Origin of the sequence: Paenibacillus sp. DMB5 (genome assembly GCF_001517085.1) — a bacterium.
Taxonomy (GTDB): Bacteria; Bacillota; Bacilli; order Paenibacillales; family Paenibacillaceae; genus Paenibacillus_AQ.
The window spans coordinates 1-19,574 of the sequence record NZ_LRAC01000128.1 but is presented as its reverse complement, the minus strand read 5'-3'; the positions used below and the strand labels follow the sequence as shown (position 1 = coordinate 19,574).

17 protein-coding genes and 2 pseudogenes are annotated in these 19,574 nt (G+C 52.7%); 10 read left to right on the top strand and 9 right to left on the bottom strand.

From position 1 onward, the window contains the following. Positions 1 to 98 precede the first annotated feature (98 nt). From nikA to AWJ19_RS17935, 6 genes and pseudogenes are all read left to right on the top strand, one after another. Positions 99 to 1,606, top strand: a pseudogene (gene nikA / locus AWJ19_RS17960) (nickel ABC transporter substrate-binding protein). Then, positions 1,606 to 2,526, top strand: a complete 921-nt coding sequence (nikB, locus tag AWJ19_RS17955; RefSeq protein WP_068725779.1) for a nickel ABC transporter permease — start codon at positions 1,606 to 1,608, stop codon at positions 2,524 to 2,526. Before nikA ends, nikB begins: the two are co-directional and overlap by 1 nt. A 23-nt stretch (positions 2,527 to 2,549) precedes the next feature. Continuing rightward, positions 2,550 to 3,398, top strand: coding sequence for a nickel transporter permease (nikC, locus tag AWJ19_RS17950; RefSeq protein ID WP_068725778.1), 849 nt, complete (start codon positions 2,550 to 2,552; stop codon positions 3,396 to 3,398). Next, positions 3,398 to 4,189, top strand: coding sequence for an ABC transporter ATP-binding protein (locus AWJ19_RS17945; RefSeq protein ID WP_068725776.1), 792 nt, complete (start codon positions 3,398 to 3,400; stop codon positions 4,187 to 4,189). The genes nikC and AWJ19_RS17945 overlap by 1 nt, the downstream gene beginning before the upstream one ends. Continuing rightward, entirely contained in the window at positions 4,186 to 4,953 is a 768-nt protein-coding gene (locus AWJ19_RS17940) for a dipeptide/oligopeptide/nickel ABC transporter ATP-binding protein (RefSeq protein WP_068725775.1), read from the top strand. The genes AWJ19_RS17945 and AWJ19_RS17940 overlap by 4 nt, the downstream gene beginning before the upstream one ends. A 119-nt stretch (positions 4,954 to 5,072) precedes the next feature. Beyond that, the gene (locus tag AWJ19_RS17935; protein ID WP_082707975.1) at positions 5,073 to 5,927 is read left to right on the top strand and encodes an alpha/beta hydrolase; all 855 of its coding nucleotides are present in this window, start codon (positions 5,073 to 5,075) and stop codon (positions 5,925 to 5,927) included. 67 nt (positions 5,928 to 5,994) lie between these two features. Here AWJ19_RS17935 and AWJ19_RS17930 read toward each other — a convergent pair whose 3' ends face one another. The 7 genes from AWJ19_RS17930 to AWJ19_RS17900 form a co-directional block, all read right to left on the bottom strand. Beyond that, positions 5,995 to 8,379 (bottom strand): polyprenyl synthetase family protein, encoded by a 2,385-nt coding sequence (locus AWJ19_RS17930; protein ID WP_068725773.1) that lies wholly within the window; start codon positions 8,377 to 8,379, stop codon positions 5,995 to 5,997. A gap of 188 nt (positions 8,380 to 8,567) precedes the next feature. Further along, positions 8,568 to 8,927, bottom strand: a complete 360-nt coding sequence (locus AWJ19_RS17925; RefSeq protein WP_068725772.1) for a hypothetical protein — start codon at positions 8,925 to 8,927, stop codon at positions 8,568 to 8,570. 134 nt (positions 8,928 to 9,061) lie between these two features. Then, on the bottom strand, positions 9,062 to 9,829 hold the full coding sequence (locus AWJ19_RS17920) for an SDR family oxidoreductase (RefSeq protein WP_068725771.1): 768 nt from the start codon (positions 9,827 to 9,829) through the stop codon (positions 9,062 to 9,064). Positions 9,830 to 10,141: 312 nt separating this feature from the next. Further along, positions 10,142 to 11,101, bottom strand: a complete 960-nt coding sequence (locus AWJ19_RS17915) for an ABC transporter substrate-binding protein (RefSeq protein WP_082707974.1) — start codon at positions 11,099 to 11,101, stop codon at positions 10,142 to 10,144. Between the two features lie 143 nt (positions 11,102 to 11,244). Next, a complete protein-coding gene (locus AWJ19_RS17910; RefSeq protein WP_068725770.1) occupies positions 11,245 to 12,159 on the bottom strand; it encodes a class I SAM-dependent methyltransferase in 915 nt (304 codons plus the stop codon). 267 nt (positions 12,160 to 12,426) lie between these two features. Then, entirely contained in the window at positions 12,427 to 13,359 is a 933-nt protein-coding gene (locus AWJ19_RS17905; RefSeq protein WP_068725769.1) for a hypothetical protein, read from the bottom strand. 78 nt (positions 13,360 to 13,437) lie between these two features. Then, positions 13,438 to 14,097: a Crp/Fnr family transcriptional regulator gene (locus tag AWJ19_RS17900; RefSeq protein ID WP_241781798.1), complete on the bottom strand. Its 660-nt coding sequence runs from the start codon at positions 14,095 to 14,097 to the stop codon at positions 13,438 to 13,440. A gap of 148 nt (positions 14,098 to 14,245) precedes the next feature. On the opposite strand from AWJ19_RS17900, the gene AWJ19_RS17895 reads away from it, so the two are divergent. The 3 genes from AWJ19_RS17895 to AWJ19_RS17885 are packed head-to-tail and all read left to right on the top strand — an operon-like array spanning position 14,246 to position 15,718. Then, positions 14,246 to 14,584, top strand: a complete 339-nt coding sequence (locus AWJ19_RS17895) for a cupin domain-containing protein (RefSeq protein WP_068725767.1) — start codon at positions 14,246 to 14,248, stop codon at positions 14,582 to 14,584. Between the two features lie 17 nt (positions 14,585 to 14,601). Then, entirely contained in the window at positions 14,602 to 14,985 is a 384-nt protein-coding gene (locus tag AWJ19_RS17890; protein ID WP_068725763.1) for a cupin domain-containing protein, read from the top strand. Next, entirely contained in the window at positions 14,963 to 15,718 is a 756-nt protein-coding gene (locus tag AWJ19_RS17885; protein WP_068725761.1) for a class I SAM-dependent methyltransferase, read from the top strand. Before AWJ19_RS17890 ends, AWJ19_RS17885 begins: the two co-directional genes overlap by 23 nt. Before the next feature lie 79 nt (positions 15,719 to 15,797). On the opposite strand, the gene AWJ19_RS17880 is transcribed toward AWJ19_RS17885, so the two are convergent. Both AWJ19_RS17880 and AWJ19_RS17875 read right to left on the bottom strand, forming a co-directional pair. Next, the gene (locus AWJ19_RS17880) at positions 15,798 to 16,745 is read right to left on the bottom strand and encodes a DMT family transporter (protein ID WP_068725890.1); all 948 of its coding nucleotides are present in this window, start codon (positions 16,743 to 16,745) and stop codon (positions 15,798 to 15,800) included. 325 nt (positions 16,746 to 17,070) lie between these two features. Then, positions 17,071 to 18,543, bottom strand: coding sequence for a hypothetical protein (locus AWJ19_RS17875; protein ID WP_068725759.1), 1,473 nt, complete (start codon positions 18,541 to 18,543; stop codon positions 17,071 to 17,073). 256 nt (positions 18,544 to 18,799) lie between these two features. Between AWJ19_RS17875 and AWJ19_RS17870 the strand changes: the two are divergent. Further along, positions 18,800 to 19,574: pseudogene (locus tag AWJ19_RS17870) on the top strand (L-threonylcarbamoyladenylate synthase); the annotation flags it as partial.

Here is a 19,574-nt window from a genome sequence, read left to right as displayed (position 1 = left end):
ACTAATTAAGAGGGTGCATCATGAAAAAGAGTACACAACCATCTCCGCTGCGTTTTTTCTCCTCCCGCACAGCCTTCCGGCTCTGCCTGAGTCTGCCCATGCTCGTTATATTGACTCTATTAAGCGCATGTTCAGAGAGTCCGCAAAGCGCCTCAGACGAAAGCACAGATAAAAAGCATATCCATTTCCTCTATAATTTCTCCACCCGTTCACTCGATCCGCATGTCGATTCCAGCTATGTCCCGCTGCGCGCCGGCATTACCGAAACGCTGGTCAAGCTGGACGAAGAACAGCTGAAGGTCGTCCCCTGGCTTGCTGAATCCTGGGAAGGAGGGGACGGTATACACTGGACCATTAACCTGCGGGAAGGCATCACGTTCCACAACGGCAAAACAATGGACGGCGCTTCTGTAAAAGCATCGCTGGAGCGGGCCATGACCGAGAACGTTGCCATCCGCAATGCGCTCAACATCAGTCAGATTGAAGCGGAGGGCAATCAGCTGAGGATTTCGACTACCCGGCCTTTTCCGGAGTTCATCAGCGAGCTGGTCAACCCGAACGTGTCCATCATTGATGTGACGGAGAGTGATTTCAACCAGCGGCTCACCGGCACCGGCCCGTTCCGGCTTGTCTCCTTCGCCCCGGGCAGCAAGCTTGAGCTTGCGCGCTATGATGCGTACTGGGACGGTGCGTCCAAACTTGATTCCGTCACCTTTTCCTTTAACGAGGATGCCAATGCCCGCACGCTCGCCCTGCAGTCCGGCCAGGTAGACATTGTCTACGTCCCGAAGTGGAAAGCCTGGAAGTACTGCGGGCACAAAAAGGGATCGAAGTAGAGGCTACCTCTACCTTCCGTGTGCATCAGATGACGATGAACATGGAGCGCAACAGCATGCAGGATGTCCGGGTCCGCCGCGCGGTGGATGCGCTGATTAACCGGCAGGAGATCGTGGATACTATCCTCCTTGGCTACGGTGAAGCTGCAAAAGGCCCTTTCCTGCCCTCCCTGCCGTTCGCCCCATCCTTTGAACCGGGGCCAAGCGGTGAAGCAGCCGCTGTCCAATATTTGAATGAAGCAGGTTACTCCCTTCAGGACGGGGTTATGCAGAAGAACGGCAAGCCGCTTCAGCTAGTACTGCTTACATACAGCGCCCGTGCTGACCTTCCGCTGATTGCCCAGGTCTTCCAGTCAGATGCGAAACGGATCGGGGTAGCGGTTGAAATCCGCCAGATTGATACGCCCGAGGATTATATGGCCTCGAACCGGGACTGGGATCTGGCCACCTACAGCAATCTGACCGCTCCCCGCGGAGATGCCGGCTATTATCTGAATGCCACCTATCATCCGGACGGAGCCCTTAATTTCAGCGGGGCCGAACAGCCGGAGCTGACTGCTATAATTGATAAGCTGAATCAGACCGTGGGTGCAGAAGAACGTGCAGCATTAGCAGAACAGGCTGCCAGCTATGTCCATGAGCAGATGATCAACTCCTTCATCCTTCATCCGTCCACCATTGTCGCTTATAACAGTGAGAAGGTTAAGAACTGGGTAACTACCCGGAGTGAGTATTACATGATCACGAATGAACTGGATGTTCAGGAATAATGCTGCGTCTTATTGCCCGCAAGTTTCTAGAAGTTGTCCTGTTTCTGCTCTTTATAACCTTTATCAGCTTCCTGTTCATCCGGCTTGCTCCCGGAGATCCCGCGCTGACCATACTGAACGTTGACGAGCTCTCGGTAAGCCAGGAACAGATTGAAGCCTTACGCGAGGAAATGGGCTTCAATGATCCGCTCCTTGTCCAGTATGGACACTGGCTGGGACGATTTCTGCAGCTGGACTTCGGCAATTCTTATGCCACCGGCGAGCCGGCCTTTGAGCTGATTACTGACAGCCTGCCGGCTACTCTGGAGCTGACATTAGGCTCATTGGCAGTCATGATCATGCTCACCCTGCCGCTTGCCTCTTTGTCCGCGCTTTACCGTGACAGCTGGCTCGACAAGCTCAGCCGCTCCCTGTCCGTGATCGGTGCAGCCGTGCCCAGCTTCTGGCTCGGCCTGATCCTGATTGATCTCTTCGCCGTCCAGCTGGGCTGGCTCCCCACAATGGGGCGCAGCGGCCTCTCTTCGATGATCCTGCCTTCTCTTACCCTCGGACTGGCCATTTCCAGCGTCTATCTCCGGCTGCTCCGTTCCAGCCTGCTGGACTCACTGGGAGAGGAATTCATCGTCTCCGGCAGAGCCCGAGGCATTCCGGAGTGGCGCATCTTCTGGACTTATGCTTTCCGTCACAGCCTGCCGCCTGTCATTACGGTGTTTGGCGTCAGTCTGGGCAGCCTGATCGGCGGAGTCGTCGTCATCGAGGTGCTGTTTGCTTATCCCGGCATCGGGAAACTGATTGTGGACTCCATCCGCCAGCGTGATTACCCGGTTATCCAGGGCTATATTCTCGTTATGGCCATTACTGTATTTGCTGTAAATACAGGGGTTGATTCTCTTAACCGTTATTTGAAGCCTGAGCTATGATTAAAAGGAGGCGGGGTGTAGAAATGCTACGCTTGCTAAAAGAGACTCAGACCAGTCCAGCCAGGAAGCTGCGGCTTGGCGCAGCCGCTATATTCGCTGCCCTCCTGCTTCTTGTATACCTCTATACAGCTTTTGTTCTGCGGCATGACCCGACGCTGACGGATCTGGGCATCCGCCTGCAGGGGCCAAGCCTGGATCACCCGCTGGGAACGGACCATCTGGGCCGTGACGTGCTGACCCGGCTGATGCTCGGCGGACAGCAGACCATAGGATACAGCCTGCTTGCCCTCGCCGCCGCACTGTTGATTGGCACCGCGGCAGGCATGGTAGCCGGTTACCGCGGCGGCTGGCTGGACCGCGTCTTCATGCGTATTGCCGACGGCTTCCTGGCCTTCCCGGACATGATCGTCGTCATTGTACTCAGCGGGCTGCTCGGGCCCGGTCTGCACAGCATGATCATAGCCATTGTAATGGTGAAATGGGTCAGCTATGCCCGGGTAGTACGAACCACCGTTATAACCGAATCCAAGCAGGATTACATGCTCGCTGCCCGTACCAACGGTCTGTCTCCGGCCAGGATGCTCACCAGGCATCTGCTCCCGCATATTGCCGGACAGGTACTGGTCCTGGCCAGTCTTGATCTGGGAAAGGTTATTCTCTTGATCTCCTCGCTGTCGTATATCGGGCTTGGTGTGCAGCCGCCGACACCGGAATGGGGAGCGATGCTGAACGACTCAAGGCCCTACTTCCAGCTTGCTCCCGAGCTGATGCTTTTCCCTGGACTGGCAATTGTACTAGTCGTCCTGTGCTTTACGGTACTGGGAGATTCAATCCGGGATCTATACGACGTTAAAAAGGAGGTGCGCGGATAATGCTGCATTTTGATGAGATTACGATACGTAACCGTTCACGGGTGCTCGTTGACCGTGTGTCTTTGAATGTCCTGCCGGGAGAATGGCACGCCCTGGTCGGGCAGAGCGGCAGCGGCAAAAGCCTGCTCTCCCGCAGTGCCGGCCTTCTGCTTCCGCCCAACCTGTCTGCCGAAGGCAGCATCCGTTTAGGTGATACTGAGTTGACTGGAATGAACCGCCGAAACATCAGACAGGTGTTAGGCCGGAGGCTGGCTTACATCTTCCAGGATTATCAGGCTGCCTTCGCCCCCTTCCGTACCATCGGCCAGCATTTCAGCGAGGCGATCGCCATCCATGATAAAGAAAATCTCAAAGAAGCCCGGAGCCGTACCGCTATTGCCCTGGAATCCGTCGGACTGGAAGGCAGCCTGGCGGGGAGGTATCCCTTTCAGCTAAGCGGCGGCCAGCTGCAGCGCGCCTCCATCGCGCTTGCCCTGCTGTTCACACCGGATGTGCTTATTGCGGATGAAGTCACTACAGCACTTGACAGTGTAAGCGGACACCGTGTGCTGAGCCTGCTGAACAGGCTGCGGCTGGACACCGGCTGCTCCATCCTGTTTATCACCCACGACTGGCGGCATGTCCGGCGGCATACCGACCGGATTGCCGTCATGAAGGAAGGCCGGATTGTGGAGGCCGGAGGAACGCACAGGGTGCTCGATCACCCGCGTCACGATTATACGCGCCAGCTGATCGCTGCCGCCCCTGTGCTGACCCGCCTGCCGTCCGGACTACAGGAGGTGGGCGGGTGAGTACATCTCTGCTGTCCGTAGAACAGCTGACCAAAGAATACAAGAACGGCAAACACGCTATCCGTGGCGTAAGCTTTAGCCTGGAACAGGGCGAATGCCTGGGCCTTGTTGGAGAGAGCGGCTGCGGAAAAAGCACACTGGCACGCTGTCTGCTGCGGCTTGAGCCGGTAACCGGCGGAACTATAACCTTCAAGGGGCAGCCGATCCAGCAGCTGAATGAAAAGCAGCTGAACCCCTACCGGCGGGACATGCAGATCGTGTTCCAGAATCCTGCTGCGGCTCTTAATCCGCGGCTGCGCATCAGAGATAGCCTGCTGGACCCGTATAACCAGTACAGCCGCCATATGCAGCACAACTATTTCAGCAGCTCTTCCCGCTCTGCCTTTGTTGATGAGCTGCTGGAAGCAGTAGAGCTGCCCTCTTCCCTCGCCGGACGTTATCCTCATGACCTGAGCGGCGGCCAGAAGCAGCGGGTAACCATAGCCAGGGCGATCAGCATAGAACCGGCGATGATTGTGCTCGATGAGCCGACAGCGAGTCTCGATGTGTTATCCCAAGGGGCCATTCTCACGCTGCTGGAGCAGCTGCAGCGCCAGCTGAATCTGGCTTATCTGTTTATTTCCCATGATCTGGCTGCAGTCAGCCGGATGAGCAGCCGCCTACTGGTAATGCGTGAAGGGCAATTCGTTGACGAATTTGCCCGGCAGGACATGTTCGCGGAGGACAGGCATGAATATACGAAAGAGCTAATCTCCATCTATTGAATAATAAACTGAGCCCTGCTCTATTTGTCTTGTATTTGCGGCAAGGCTTGTCCATTCTCTTCCCTTCGCTTACAATGAAACCAATTGATAATCATTCTTAATTGACGGGGGAGACGCTATTGCCGGATACACAAACACATCCATTCGGAATCAGCCATTATATAGAAACTCCTGACGGCCGTAAGCTTCATTATATGGAGAGAGGAAGCGGAGCAGTCACTGTCGTGTTCGAATCAGGCATGGGAATGTCCCGCTCATGCTGGGGGCTTGTACAGCCGCTGATCGGGGAAGCAACACGCGCTGTCGTTTACGACCGGGCAGGCATCGGCCGCAGCGAAGCCGACTCTGCTCCACGGACGCTCGCCCGTATTGCCGGGGATCTGAGTTGTCTTCTGCAGCAGCTTGGCAGCGGACCGTTCATTCTGGTCGGCCACAGCTGGGGCGGACCGGTTGTCCGTTCTGTGGCAGCCTCACTTGGCCCCGGCCTGATCCGTGGGCTGATTCTCGTCGATCCGACGGATGAAAACTGCAGCATGTATTTCAGCGAGGCTGCAGCGAAGCATTACGGCAGAATGGACTTCATTATTCCACTGATGATGAAAAGCGGCCTGTACAAGCTGATCGGGAGCAGACCCGGCAGGGTTCAGCCTGCCGAGATTTATGCTGATCACAAGCGTGAGGACTTTACGGCGCAGGCAGGCCGGACCATACTTGCAGAGGGCAGGGATTTCATACGGGATCTGAAAGGACTGCTGGACCAGCCGGTGCCGCTCGGCAGTATCCCCCTGACCATCATCTCCGGCACCCATATTTCGCGGATGGAGAAGAAGACCAGACCTGTGCTGCTTGAAGCCCACCGGAAAACGGCGGCAGGCCACCCGGGCAGCAGGCTCGTCGAAGCCAGCCGTTCCGGGCATATGATCATGTATTCAGAGCCCCGGCTGATTGTGGACGAAATTATGCGGATGGTTTGATAACCCTGAAGCTTACCAAAAAGCACAAAAAAGCCCGCATTCTATGCGGGCTTTTTAGCATACTCATTTACCGCTCCCGGTTCACCACATAATTAAGCAGATGCTTCAGGAAAGGGATATTGCGGGGAATTTCTTGCAGCGCGTCACTTGCCAGACAGTAATGCTGCCACATTTCCTTTCCGGCACCATCCTGCCCGAGAATCGAGACGAAATTCGACTGGTTATTGAGTACGTCGTTGCCGGCGGGCTTGCCGAGCACATGAGCTTCCCCTTCCACATCCAGCAGATCATCCCTGATCTGAAAAGCAATCCCCATATGGTAAGCAAACCGCTTCAGTGCTTCAATCTCCGCTTCTTCCGCTTCAGCCAGCATCGCCGGCATCACCAGACAAGCCTCAAAAGCGACTCCTGTCTTGTAAAAGCATATCCTGTCCAGCTGCTCCAAAGTCAGGGCTTTACCTTTGGAATCGAGATCCATCATCTGTCCCATGCACATATCCGCTGCCTTTTGCGCCGAATAACGGATCAGGCCCAATACGGTCTCCGGCTTGAAGCGGATCAGGGACGCCTGCTGGAAGGTCGCCTGCTGGATCAGGTACAGTCCGGTTAATTCGGCTACCGCGCTGCTCTGAACCTGGTGCAGCGTCTCGCGTCCTCTGCGGGTCGGCGCGTTGTCCTGCGAAGGCAAATCATCAAAGATCAGCGATGCCGTATGCATATATTCCAGCGACCGCAGCAGAGGCATGATTGCCGGTGCGTCCAGCCCGTATCCGTTCACACCCATAACCCAGGTCAGAATGGGACGCACCCGCTTCCCGTCCCCTTCCAGACTATAATTGGCGGCATGGATCAGCCGTTCCTGCATAACCGGCAGGCTCTGCGGACTGCTGAACCTCAGTTCATTATTGATCAGGGAGCGGACATTTTGCAGGGTGCCGGAGAATTCCTCCTGCTCCCGGGCATCCTGTTTGAGCTGATCGATTAACCCGTCACGCAGCAGCTTGTCAAAAAAGTCCACGTCATCCGCCTTGCTGACCATTTTCTGCAGTAAACGGCCCAACTCCCCTAAGTCGCCGGCAAAAAGCTTCATCGTCTCATTGTATTTGACGGCTCCAGCACGTTCCCTGTACCGTTTAAGCCCGTTGACCGCCCTGTCCAGTATAACTTCGCGTGCTTTGGAATCAGAATGGTAGACACTGTGTATCAGGTTGGCAACAACCGCCCAGTAGACTTCAAAAGGATTAATCAGATCAGGCCTTTCCTGATGATACTTTAAATAATAAGTATAAGGGGTGACAGCCCCGTCTTTCAGGTCTTGCTCCATATCGGCAAAATCATCCGCCAGCTGATTGTAAATGCCGAAGAAAAAGGTCCGCTCCTCAAAGCCTTCATCCGGGGGAGCACTAATCACTGAACGGGCAATCAGCCGGGATGAGGACGATTTCAGAATGACGGGGATATACAGCTCCTCATTGGTGTATTCCTTATAGGAAAGAAGCTTGACCCGGTCAATATCCTGAGCCTGAAAAAAGACATGGGACTGGGCAAAAAAGGTCTGCCGGCTGTCCGCATCCTGATGATCCCTGATATAGACAAATGCTTCTGTAAGCTCCTTATGGATGTACTGTATCAGCTGCCTGTTCTGACCGGACCATACGCCCAGCTCAGGCACTTCCCCGGACAGCAGTGCACTGCCGATTAATGCGGAATACTGCTCCTTTTCAAGGGGAGTCAGAATACTCGAATCCAGCAGATCATCCACAAACGGATAGGTCAGACCGTAGGAATAACCGAGCCTCACTGCAGCGTCCAGTCTGCGGGAGCGCTCCGCCGGCGCTGCATCTTCCCCCATTTCGTCAATGACATGCAGGACAACCCCGATAATAATCTTGATCAGCTTGCGCTGGGCATGCTCTGCGCTCATTCCCTCGGGAATATGGGCAGCTACGGCCCGCAGCTTCTTGAACAGCCAGATGATTGCCGTCTCTATACCTTCTTTCCGGGCCCAGCGGTACACCTCCGCCAGATTCATAAACTCCGGTCCCGTAGTGCCGTTCCTGGCGGGGGGTCTTGACAGAAGCCGGCTCATATCATCAGCTGTGCGCTGTATGCGCCGCTGCGTCTCCGGAGCATTCAAATCCTTGCCTAAATCTCTCATGTACATATAGGAGATGCTGCGGTTCAGATATTCTGTCAGCTTCCCTGTAACTTTAAGCCACTGAATGTACCGGTAAAAATCCCGGGTATCCGGTTTACGGCCTGCTCTTGAGAAAAAGGATAATCCGCTGAAGCGCCGGAGATGATTTCTTTTCCATATCTGAATGTCTTCGGTCAGGACCTGGATTTGCAATTTGTTGGTAACCTGGTTATGAAGTGCCGTGAAGTATTTGAGCGCCTTCTGTTCCGCATTGCCATACTCCTCTGTTGCTGTCTTCCTGAAGTTTTCTTTCATTCGATGCACAACCCTTGGCTCTTATTTGTACTGTAAACAACTGGATTTGTCCTGCTAAACAAACACGGTGCAGGCTTTTTCTCCTCCTTATACGGACTGTGGGCAGGAAGGTTACGCTCAATCTATACTGCATCTGAACTTATGTATAAAAAAAAGGCCCCGAAGGGCCCTTCCTGTAATGCTGCAGCTTATTTCTTCAGGCTTAGCAGGTAAGCATCTGCTTCTTCATAAGTCGGATAGTGTACAGCAAAGCTTCCGAACAGTCTCTTCATCTGCATTTTCCAGATTGGAGAGTTAGCAACATAAACCCAGCCGCCAAGACCGTTGGCAACAGCCATTTCACCTGTAGGAGCCAGCATTGCAGCAACCTCAGGGGACAGAATGGTCGGGGAACCTGTTACATCAGTAATCCCGGTGAAGCCCGGTTTGAGCTGTTTCATTGCTTTTTCGAAATCGGAGATGTAAGAAGGCACATCTGCTTCGGTAAGGCCCATTGCTTTTACAACCACTTGATTTTTTGCAGTGTTAACTTCCATTGTGTAAGGCATGCTGATTCCTCCAAGTATAATATTAAATCATATGTACATATGATTTATATCGGTTTTTGTTTAAGCTTTGTTGAGAGAAAAAGGAATATAATTAATGTATTTAATAATATACAGTTCCCTGTCAGGAAGAGCTATTATTTGGTAGCTGAATAGCCACCGTCAATCAAATGAACAGTACCTGTAATGAAACCTGCCTCTTCACTCAGCAGGAAGCAGACAAAGTTCGCTACTTCTTCCGGAGTACCATACCGCTTAAGTGCCGTACCGGAGGCAATTGCCGCCTGCAGACCTTCCACATCATCAGACAGCAGACGCTCATAACGGCCCATCATCACAGTCGGAACCGGTCCCGGTGCAAGCACATTCGCACGAATGTTGAGGTGACCCACCTCAGCCGCTACAGACTTGGTCAAGCCGATAATGGCGTGCTTGCTTGCGGAGTATGCAGCATCGCCGGCCATGCCGATAGTACCATGCAGGGAGGCGCAGTTCAGAATGGATGAACCTGATGTCATATGCGGAAGCGCATATTTCATCATCATGAACTGGCTGTAGAGATTTGTTTCGATAACGCGGTTAAACGTTTCCAAAGGATAGTCTACTACAAGCGTGTTGTCACCGGTGATGGCTGCGTTGTTATACAGGCAGTCAATTTTACCGTAGCGTTCGATGGTTTCTTGGATAACGCCCTGTACAACAGGCTCTTTAGAAACGTCGCCCTGGATAAAAAGCGCCTCTCCGCCCTGTTCAGTGATTTCACGGACCGTAGCTTTTCCCGATTCGGAAATGGTCACACAGACTACTGATGCACCTTCACTGGCAAGCTTGAGGGCTGTAGCCCGTCCGATCCCGCTTCCTGCTCCGGTCACGATTGCTACTTTCCCATTAAATCTGCTACTCATCTAAACACCGCTTTCTTGTTGTAATTTGCTGGCTTTGCCGTTTGAATCCGGGTAATAACTAGCCGGAGAATAGCCCGGGAGGTATTCACAGGGAATCGGTAATGAAGCGGCAGCATCCCCGCTCTGTTACAATCCGCCCTCATGCGAGCTTTTTCGACAAATTAGTTAAATTGTACCATAGAAACACTTGATCGAATACTCCTTTTTGTAAAAAAACACACTGTTATCTGATTTTTTTATTTGTAACCGTAAAAAAAGGAGAGCCGTTTTGCGGCTCCCTGCATTTTTATGAAAATTATACATGATTTCTCTTTATTTGCCTGTGTACAGCTTGGTCTTCATCAAAGCTTCAAGGAAGGAGAATTTGCTGTAGGCTGTTCCGCCTTGAGCGAGCGGGTCTACCAGATTAACATAGACATTTCCGTTCTTCACTGCTTTCAGGCTCTTCCAGATCGCGTTCTTCTGCAGCTCTTCCAGTGCCTTAGGGTTGTCTGCATTCTCATCCTTTGAGAATTGCACAAACAGGTAGTCCGGATTGATTGCAGCGAAGGCTTCCAGAGAAATATTCTGCTGTGCCTTTACCGACTGTACTTCTTTTGGCACGGCTGCGCCGAGATCCGCATACAGGGAACGGTTGAAGAAGACATCCTTAGGATACAGGAACAGGTTGCCGCTGCGGATACGTACCGCTACTACTGTCTTATCTTTAAATTTAGGGGCAAGCTTGGTCTTGGCCACCTTCAGCTCATTCTGGTATTTAACGATGGCCTGGGTGGATTCCTTCTGCTTACCTGTCAGCGCTGCGAGCAGCTTCAGGTTGTCCATCCAGTCTGTTGCAATATGGGATACAGGAATAGTTGTCGCAATTTTAGCCAGCTTTTCATTGGTTTCAGCCGGGAATTTGGTGCTGCTGAGAATAACGGCAGGCTTGATCTTCAGAATGGCTTCGAAGTCAGGCTCTGTTTTTTCGCCGATTCCCTTAACCCCGGTTGAAATTTTAGAGAACAATGAAGGGAATTTACCCCCGACTGTAATCATGCCTTTTGGTTTAAAATTCAATACCAGCGCGTCTTCCATTGCTTCCAGTGCCCCGGTAATGACGATATTATCAGTCTTGGCCGGTACGGTGTATACCTTGCCTTTATAAGTAATCTTCTGCGTGGCCGTTGTAGCTTTTGCAACGTTGACTGGAGCTGCACTCACGCTTGCTGCAGAACCGATGCCCAGTGCCATGACCCCGGCAAGTACCATACCCATAATTCTCTTTTTCATAGCCTACTACCACTCTCCAACATATAATTTTGTTAATAATGATAATCATTATCATAGTAGTTATGATAGAGAAATCTGCAGGCTTTGAACATGGACTTTTCGGGCAAATAACATGGACGAACTGCTAAAGGGGCGGTTATACACTACCTTTTAACTGCCAGACAATAGTTCACATTATCAAAAGCGCTAAGAGGATGTTCCGGCTGCTTGTCATTGTAGGCCTGAAACAGCTCCCTGGTTATTTCCGGCGGTGTAAGGTGCCTATAGATCAGAAGCCCGCAATCCTCCAGCAGCTGCTCCAGCTCCGGATAAGTATAGCTCGCCTTCATGGGCTCGCCTGACCGTGCGGCAATGATAAGCTGCTTTTGGGTCCGCTCCCCGGCTTCCGCAGTGAAGGTAAGGCCGTCGGGATAATCAAAGGCAAAGCTGCTTCCGGCAGGAAGCCTATCTGCAAGCACTGACAGCAGCTGCTTAAACTCAGTCTTGGTCAGATAGTAGCTGATGCCAAGCAGGCTGCTGAAGCTGATGCGGGACGGATCAAATTCAGGAGCCGCCAGTAGCTGCTTCTCCCACCCTGCTTCTGTCAAATCGGCAGGCACCTCATGTACATTGGCAGGCTTGCCGTTAGGTAACACGGCTGTCCGCCGCCGCTTGTCCTCTGCTGTGGCAGGATGATCAATCTCGTAGATCTGCAGGTGATTTGCCCACTCCGGCTGACGGTAAGCAAACGTGTCATATCCGGCCGCAACAATCAGATACTGGCCTGCTCCCAGCATTACCGCATTATGCAGTGCCTGCTCGGTAAAGGCTGCCCGGCCAAGCGGAGTCGGAGACAGCTGCCAGTCAACAACCGCCCTCAGCCCTTCCTCCTGTGAACCTCTGAATTCCGGCAGGAAGAACCCGGTTCCTTGTGACATATTAAATCCGATGTTACGGTACTCCTCATCTGTCAGCATAGCCCTGGCTAGACTATCATTAAATACGGGATGCTGGTTATGCTCTGCATGATAGGCTCTGGCAAACGCGCTGACCAGAGCGGTCAAGCTTCTGTTCTTCATCTTTAATCACCTCATTCCAGTTGTAACATCCGGCTGGCCGGTCAAACAATACTTGATTTTTTTGTTATTTTATGGTATAATAGAGGTATAAAATTTATAAGTTTCACATGTTCGCCATATATAAGGCATTTTTTTATGTAAAAAAGGACTGAACACTTCCCTGAGAGGGATGCTGTTCAGTCCTTTTTTTGGCTGATTTGTTCCTTTAATATCCGTTCAAAATCCCTTGCTTCAAATAGATCTGGTTCTTCCTGCAAGGAGGTCAGATCAGAGATTGGTATAGCGGTCTACCACCTGCTCCAGATAAGCTGAAACCTCCTCTGTACGCTTATTGCCGGATGCATCCAGCAGCGGAATCAGCTTGGCGATGATATTCAGCAATTCATTGTCACCGGGACCCTCCAGCAGGACATCGTCGTAGGCCCGGCGGAGCTCAGGGTCAAGTTCATTGGTATCGTAATCATAGGCCGGGGTATTATCTGCTCCAAGCATAACCATGGGAACTGTATAGGATAGTTCTTCCCTTACGGCTGCAATACGGTTCGATTTCGGATAATCCTGTACGAAATCACTCATGATTGCCGCTCTGCCGATCAGCTCATCCCAGCTTATTACGACAGCAGCATCAAAAGTTGACGGCTTATTGCTCTCTGCTGCCATGATATCAATATAGGCCGAGATGTCTTTGCCGATATAAGGCTTAAACACTTTAAATCCTTCATAATGCACGACCGGATAATACATGCCCTCACTGGTCTCCAGCTTATACCCTTTATCCCAGGTCTGTTCAATAAGCTGGCGGACTCCTGTATCCTTTATCCGCTGCAGCAGCTGTGTATAGGTCAGATCATTGGTAATGTCAGCTTCCATCAGTACCTTCTGCACACTCTCCGGATAGATTTTTTCCGAAAAGCGTCCCAGCTCAGCCTTCTGGGCATTTTCCAGCTGCAGTGTCATTACGGTCGCATACCAGAAGCCGGCTTCATCTATATGGTTGATCAGATATTTGCGTGCCTGAGCCAGGCTTGACGGGTTGCTGATATATTTGCGGAACTGATTATAGACGGCCTGGGCATCAGCTGCTGCAGCCGCAGAGACCGGTTGTGCGCCTGCCGCTAGCGTGCCTCCAGTAAGAGTCAAAGCTGCTCCCAGCAGTACAGCCCTGCCCGTTTTCGCCAATGTCTTCTGTAGTCGTTTCATGTCTTAGCCTCCTGTAGTGTGAATGATTTGGCCTATTGTGACTACTTGGACAAATATGGAATTGATGAATCACAGGCTTCAGGCATCCGCGGCCAGCAGCTCAAACCGGTTACGGGAAAAGGCAATCAGCCCGTCCTGCGCCATTCGCTGCAGTTCTCTGGACAATGCGCTGCGGTCAACCGTCAAATAATCGGCCAGGTCGCTGCGGCTGAACGGAATTTCAAAGCTGGATGAATTGTTCTTCTGCGCCTGCAGGCTCAAATAATGAAGCACTCTTTCCCGCAGTGATTTATGGGAGACCAGATCCAGCTTCTGATATACGGCCCGGTTGTTCTCCAGCAGCAGCAACATCATATTCTCGATAATCCGTGCCCTCAGCTGGCAGGTCTGGCTGCCCGGACGGATGATTTTATTTATACGAATGAACAGGATCTTGCAGTCCGAGCCTGCTACCGCCTCATAGCCGCTGGGCTCCTGCGCCAGGCGCAGCGCTGTCTCCCCGAATATATCTCCGCTCCCCAGCTCAGAAAAGATAAAACGTGTTCCCGATATATTCTCCTTACACAGCAGTACATTGCCGCAGAGAATAATGCCTGCAGAATCCAGCAGCTCCTCCTGTGCGAAAATGACATCCTTTTTGGCGTAATCCTTAATAGACCCCTGGAGACAGCTTAAGGCAGCCCGTATTTCAAATTCAGTGAAATTTTTAAATAACACAGTACTCTGTAAGTTATTCATATATTCCTGCAATTTATCTTCCTCCTGTTGCCATGGCAACAGAGTCATGGAGAAAACTCTGCTACAATTCAATAAATGAGAACGATTCTCATATTAGTATCCATTATATCAAACGCAGGCAATCTATCAACTGATACAGGAGGACAATATGAACGGAATCAGTGCAGGTACAGTATTCTCGTTTAAAGATATGATTCAGATCAGGCCTTACCGGATCGCCAGCAGGCCGCTGGGCTTTGCCGGTCTGCCCGGCGGAGATGAAGCGGCACCCGGCTGGGTGTTGTATGCCATGGACCGGGATGAAACAATCAGCTCTGAAACCTCGCCATTCTCCAAGCTTATCCATGTACTCGAAGGCGGGCTGGAGATGCTCGTGGACGGCCAGTTCTGCAGCCTCCCCGAAGGTTCCTCACTCTGGATTCAGGCGGATACGTGGCATGAATTCTCCGCACCCGAAGGCTGTAAATTTTTGCAGATCAAACTCTAATCAGGAGGTTTTATTTTATGGAACAAGGCGGATTTATTAAAAAACTGCCGCAGGCAGAAGTAATAGACCTGCGGGATATTATTACAGTGGAAGAACAGCAGGTGTCCAGTCTGACACTGGTCCAGCGTCCCAGTCTGGCCATGACACTCCTGTCGCTGGACAAAGGCTCCTCGATTGGCGGACATTCCTCTCCTGGCGATGCCATGGTTAATATTTTGTCGGGACATGCCCGGATCACTATAGCAGACAAGGAATACAACGTGATGGCCGGTGAGACCATCATTCTGCCTGCCAATATCCCCCATGCCCTATATGCAGAGGAAGCCTTTCAGATGCTGCTGACGGTCGTAAAGCCTGACAAAAAGGAGGTCCGGATCAGTGAAAAAGGAAGTCGGGCATAATTTTCTGGCCAAGCTGGGCAAAAAACGGCTGCGTCCCGGTGGTGTGGCTGCAACAAACTGGCTGATCGGACATGCCGGGCTGAGCAAGGACAGCAAAGTGCTGGAGGTTGCATGCAATATGTGCACAACCTCCATTCAGCTGGCACGGCAATATCAATGCCGCATTACCGGCATCGATATGGATAACCGGGCGCTGGACAAGGCCAGAAGCAATATCAAGGCTGCCGGACTAACAGACTATATTCAGGTCATGCAGGGAAATGCGATGAAGCTGCCTTTTGAGGATAACAGCTTTGACGTTGTCATCAATGAGGCGATGCTGACGATGCTGGCCCAGAACGCCAAGCAAAAGGCAGTTGCCGAGTACTTCCGGGTGCTGAAGCCCGGCGGCGTACTGCTCACACATGATATCACATTTGCCAAAGACAATATGGCCGATGAGCTGGCCGAGCTGCGCAGTACTATCAACGTCAACGTGGAACCGCTGCCTGTTGCTCATTGGGAAAGCCTGTTCTACTCCGCCGGCTTCAAGAAGGTGGACAACGCGACCGGACAGATGTCTCTTATGAGCATTAAAGGCATGCTCCGCGATGAAGGCTTGGCAGGTACGCTGCGTATTTTCCGGAATGCCATGAAAAAGGAAAACCGCGTCCAGTTCAAAAAGATGTACAGCTTCTTCAATACAACAGGCAAGGATCTGAACTATATCGCTGTATGCAGCAGCAAGCAATAAATTTTGCCCGAACAAGCAAAAAGAGGTGTCCCAATCCGCCGGTAGCGGATTTGGGACACCTCTTTTTCATTGGCAATGCTTAAGAAGCAACGGCCTCCGAATTACTCCAGCGCAGCTTATACAGCTCTGGCAGCACAACTCCCAGAAGGACCAGTACAACCCCGATCCACTGCAGGCCGCTGACATGCTCATTCAGCACGAAGGACGACATCAGGACGGCTACCGGTAGCTCGGCTGCACCCAGTATTCCGGCCATCCCTCCGCCGATATGCGGAACTCCTATTGCGAACATAACCGGCGGAATAAATGCACCGAACAGACCCAGCAGAAAGCCGAACAGCAGCAGCGGTCCCCACAGGAGCCCGTTAAAGAGGAAGTGCGGCGGGAACATAATGAACAGCAGTACCATTCCGCCTGTGACCATCCATGCGCTGCGGTATGCCGGATGTGCTGCCGGAACCGCTTTGCCGCTGAAAATAATGAACAGGGAATAGCTGACGGCTGACAACAGCCCGAGTGCAACCCCCAGCAGGTTGAATTGGGAGGTTCCCTGTCCCAGAATTCCTGCTGCCAGCAGAGTGCCGCCGAACAGCAGCAGCAGGGTCAGCATGGTGATTTTATCCGGACGCTGCCGTTTGCTGACAGCCTGGATCAGCACGCTGATCCAGGTAAACTGGAACAGCAGAATGATCGCCAGCGATGCCGGAATGTAGCGCAGGGACTGATAGTAGAGCAGACCTGTAACCACAGTCGGTGCTCCGGCCAGCATCAGCAGCAGCCGGCGCTTCCAGGTAAGCGCCTGAAATGCGGGTGTAACCGCTGGCGTTGTGCTTCCGCCGCTGCTCAGCTTGCGGCTTGCTCTCACCTTGGTGAAGGCAGCCAGCAGCCAGGCCAGTATGCAGCCGGTCAGCAGCTGTGTTCCTACCACTTCACCAAGCTTGTAACCCTGGCCGTATGCCAGTACAACAATTGTTGACAGGATACCGTAGCTCATCGCTCCGATCAGCACGGAAATCAGGTATTTCATATCTTTCATGTTAAATAGGCCTCCTGAATCTTCTGAACTTCTTAGTCTATGAATTGCCGCAGCACGCAAAAAATCCTAACTCCGTGATAAGGACCGACTTAACGGTCTTTAACATCGTAGTTAGGAAGAATAGGCTTCCTGTAGAAACCCCCGCCCTATCCATGCCTTAACGGCTGCGGGGTTATACGAGAAATATTGAAGTTATTAGCATGACGACTTTTCATATGTTACACGGCAAGTCAGGTGGTGTCAACCCTTAAATGATTTAAATTTAAGCAAAACTTCTATTTAACTAGACAGCGACTAAGGGATTCTTTGGACCAGATCAGCCCTCCAGCCGCACTTCACCGGTTGCCGGATTCCAGTTCACACGTATACCTAGCAGTTCAGCTAGCTGCTGTAGCGGGAAGAGGGTGGTGTCAGAATAATTATGCAGCGTAACCGCCTGTCCTGACTTTTTGCCGTTAATGAACAGCTGTGCCGGATCTGTGGTTTTGATGTGCACGGTGGTATCCCCATAGACAAACGACCACACGGTAAACCGGTAGTTGTTATATTTCGGATCAGGATTGGACAGGCTCATATTCGCCTTCACTCCAAGGGCCTTAAACACACTGGTATAAGGGACATACAGCTTGCCTCCGACCACCGCCGAAGTCCCGTAAAAATCAACGGCCTGCCCGTTCACCGAATATTGGAGCGGTTGCTGAACCGGTACGGCTGCTATGGTATTGTCATTGGTTACAGTACCGCTGCCCGTTGCAAGACCGCCGTAAAACCCTTCCCCCCAGCCCAGCAGCGTGCCGTCCTTGCGCTGGGCAAAGCCAAAGGTTCCCGTGGTGCCCCATACTTCAGTGATGCTCTGGGCATTTGGGATCTGAAACGGCTTGGCTGCTCCACCGGCATTGTAATTCCACTGCCAGAGCGTCCCGTTCATCTTCACCACAAACAGCTTGTTGCTGCCTGTCTGAAGCTTGTAGCTGCTGCCCAGACCTGAAACCGCAGACGGTGTCTGCAGCGTACGGTTCCAGCGCAGTACCTGGCCGTCTGTGCGCAGCAGGAAGGCATCATTGTCACCCGAGGCGGCGATTTGTCTGATCCCCGAATCGGCAAGTGTGTTCACAGTGAGGGGATCACTGGCCCAGCGGACTCTGCCGTATACGCTGTTATAGATGCTCAGCTGTTTTACAGCACCGTCTCCGGTAAGAAACAGCGCATCGTTACCGGCAATAACAGCCGATTTGATTCTGGAAACACCGGGCAGCGGCAGGTAACGCACGATCATACGCATCGGGCTGTTATCAGCTGATTCGAAAGACGGGTACCACATCGTTGCTGTGCCGTCCTTTTTTATTGCCAGGCCTGTATAACTATTCGTGACGATTGAAACCACATTCTGCAGCCCCTCGAGCTTGAACGGTCTGGTTCTTTGTACAGGTGACAATGGATCAAGGCTCGTATATGTCCCGTAGGTTGAGCCCCAGCCCCATACTTCCCCTGCTGCGCTCAGGGCAAAGGAATTGTTGGCACCGGCGGCCACTTGAACAATATCTGTGAGTCCGGAAATTTTTCGCGGGATGTATTGATCGATTGTCGTTCCGTCACCAACCTGGCCGAACTTGTTATACCCCCAGCCGGTAACCGTTCCGTCGCTCCATGCGGCCAATCCGTGTGCAGTTCCGCCCGCCACACTGACCGCACGAACCGCGGCCTCAGCTTCAATTTCCCGTGCACCAGCCGGTACAAATAAAACTGCGGTCATAATGACTGCCATAAACCGTACTACCATTTTGCGCATATCTACGTCTCCTCCCGTTGTCACTGGCTTCTTGCGGATTGCATTCCTCGCAGATTCTTTAATTTTCCATCCCAAGTAATATAACCCATTTGGTGAGCTGTGCCTATTCAGACGGCAAATCTGTTTATGCTGCAGCTGTGAGAACGCCGGTTATCCCTGTAAATTAACGAACAGGTATGTTACTATTTACAGGATCAGCTGAATCCCGTTTCAATCCGCTGCATAGAAATTCCAACAGAAAGTTCGTGATGCAACTATGATGTCCAACCCTTATTCCTTTGCTGTCCAGCACAGGACACAACCATACAGCGAAACCCGTTACTGGCGGCTGGAGCCTGCCGGAAGCAGTGCTGCTGAACGGCAATATTCCGCTGCTGACCATCAGTCGCTTGAAGAAGCTGCCGCCATACTGGCCGGCGGGGGCACGGTCGCTTTTCCGACGGAAACGGTCTACGGCCTTGGCGCGGATGCGCGGAATACCGCTGCCGTAGAGGCCGTATTCGCCGCCAAGGGCCGTCCCTCCGACAATCCGCTGATTGTTCATATTGCCCGGCGGGAGCAGCTAGACGGGCTTGTCTCAGACATCCATCCGGCCGCCGCTGCCCTGATGGATGCCTTCTGGCCCGGCCCGCTGTCCCTGGTGCTGCCGGTACGCCCCGGTGTCCTGTCCCCGCGTGTAACAGCGGGACTGGACACCGTTGCCGTGCGCATGCCGGATCATCCGGCAGCGCTGGCCCTGCTTGAGCGCTCCGGCTGCCCGTGGCAGCGCCGAGCGCCAACCGGCTCCGGGCGGCCGAGCCCCACGGCGGCCGCCCATGTAATGGAGGACCTCGCCGGGTTACATCGGCGGGGTCTCGGATGACGGCCTACCGGAGTCGGCGTCGAATCGACGGTAGTCCAGGTACAGCCGGACGGAACCGTCGTCATCCTCCGTCCGGGCGGGATTACTGCCGAGCAGCTGGCGGCAGTGGCTGGTGCCGTTGCTGCCCCGCCTTCCGGGGAACCCGGGGGGGCAGCGCAGGCCGGCGGAG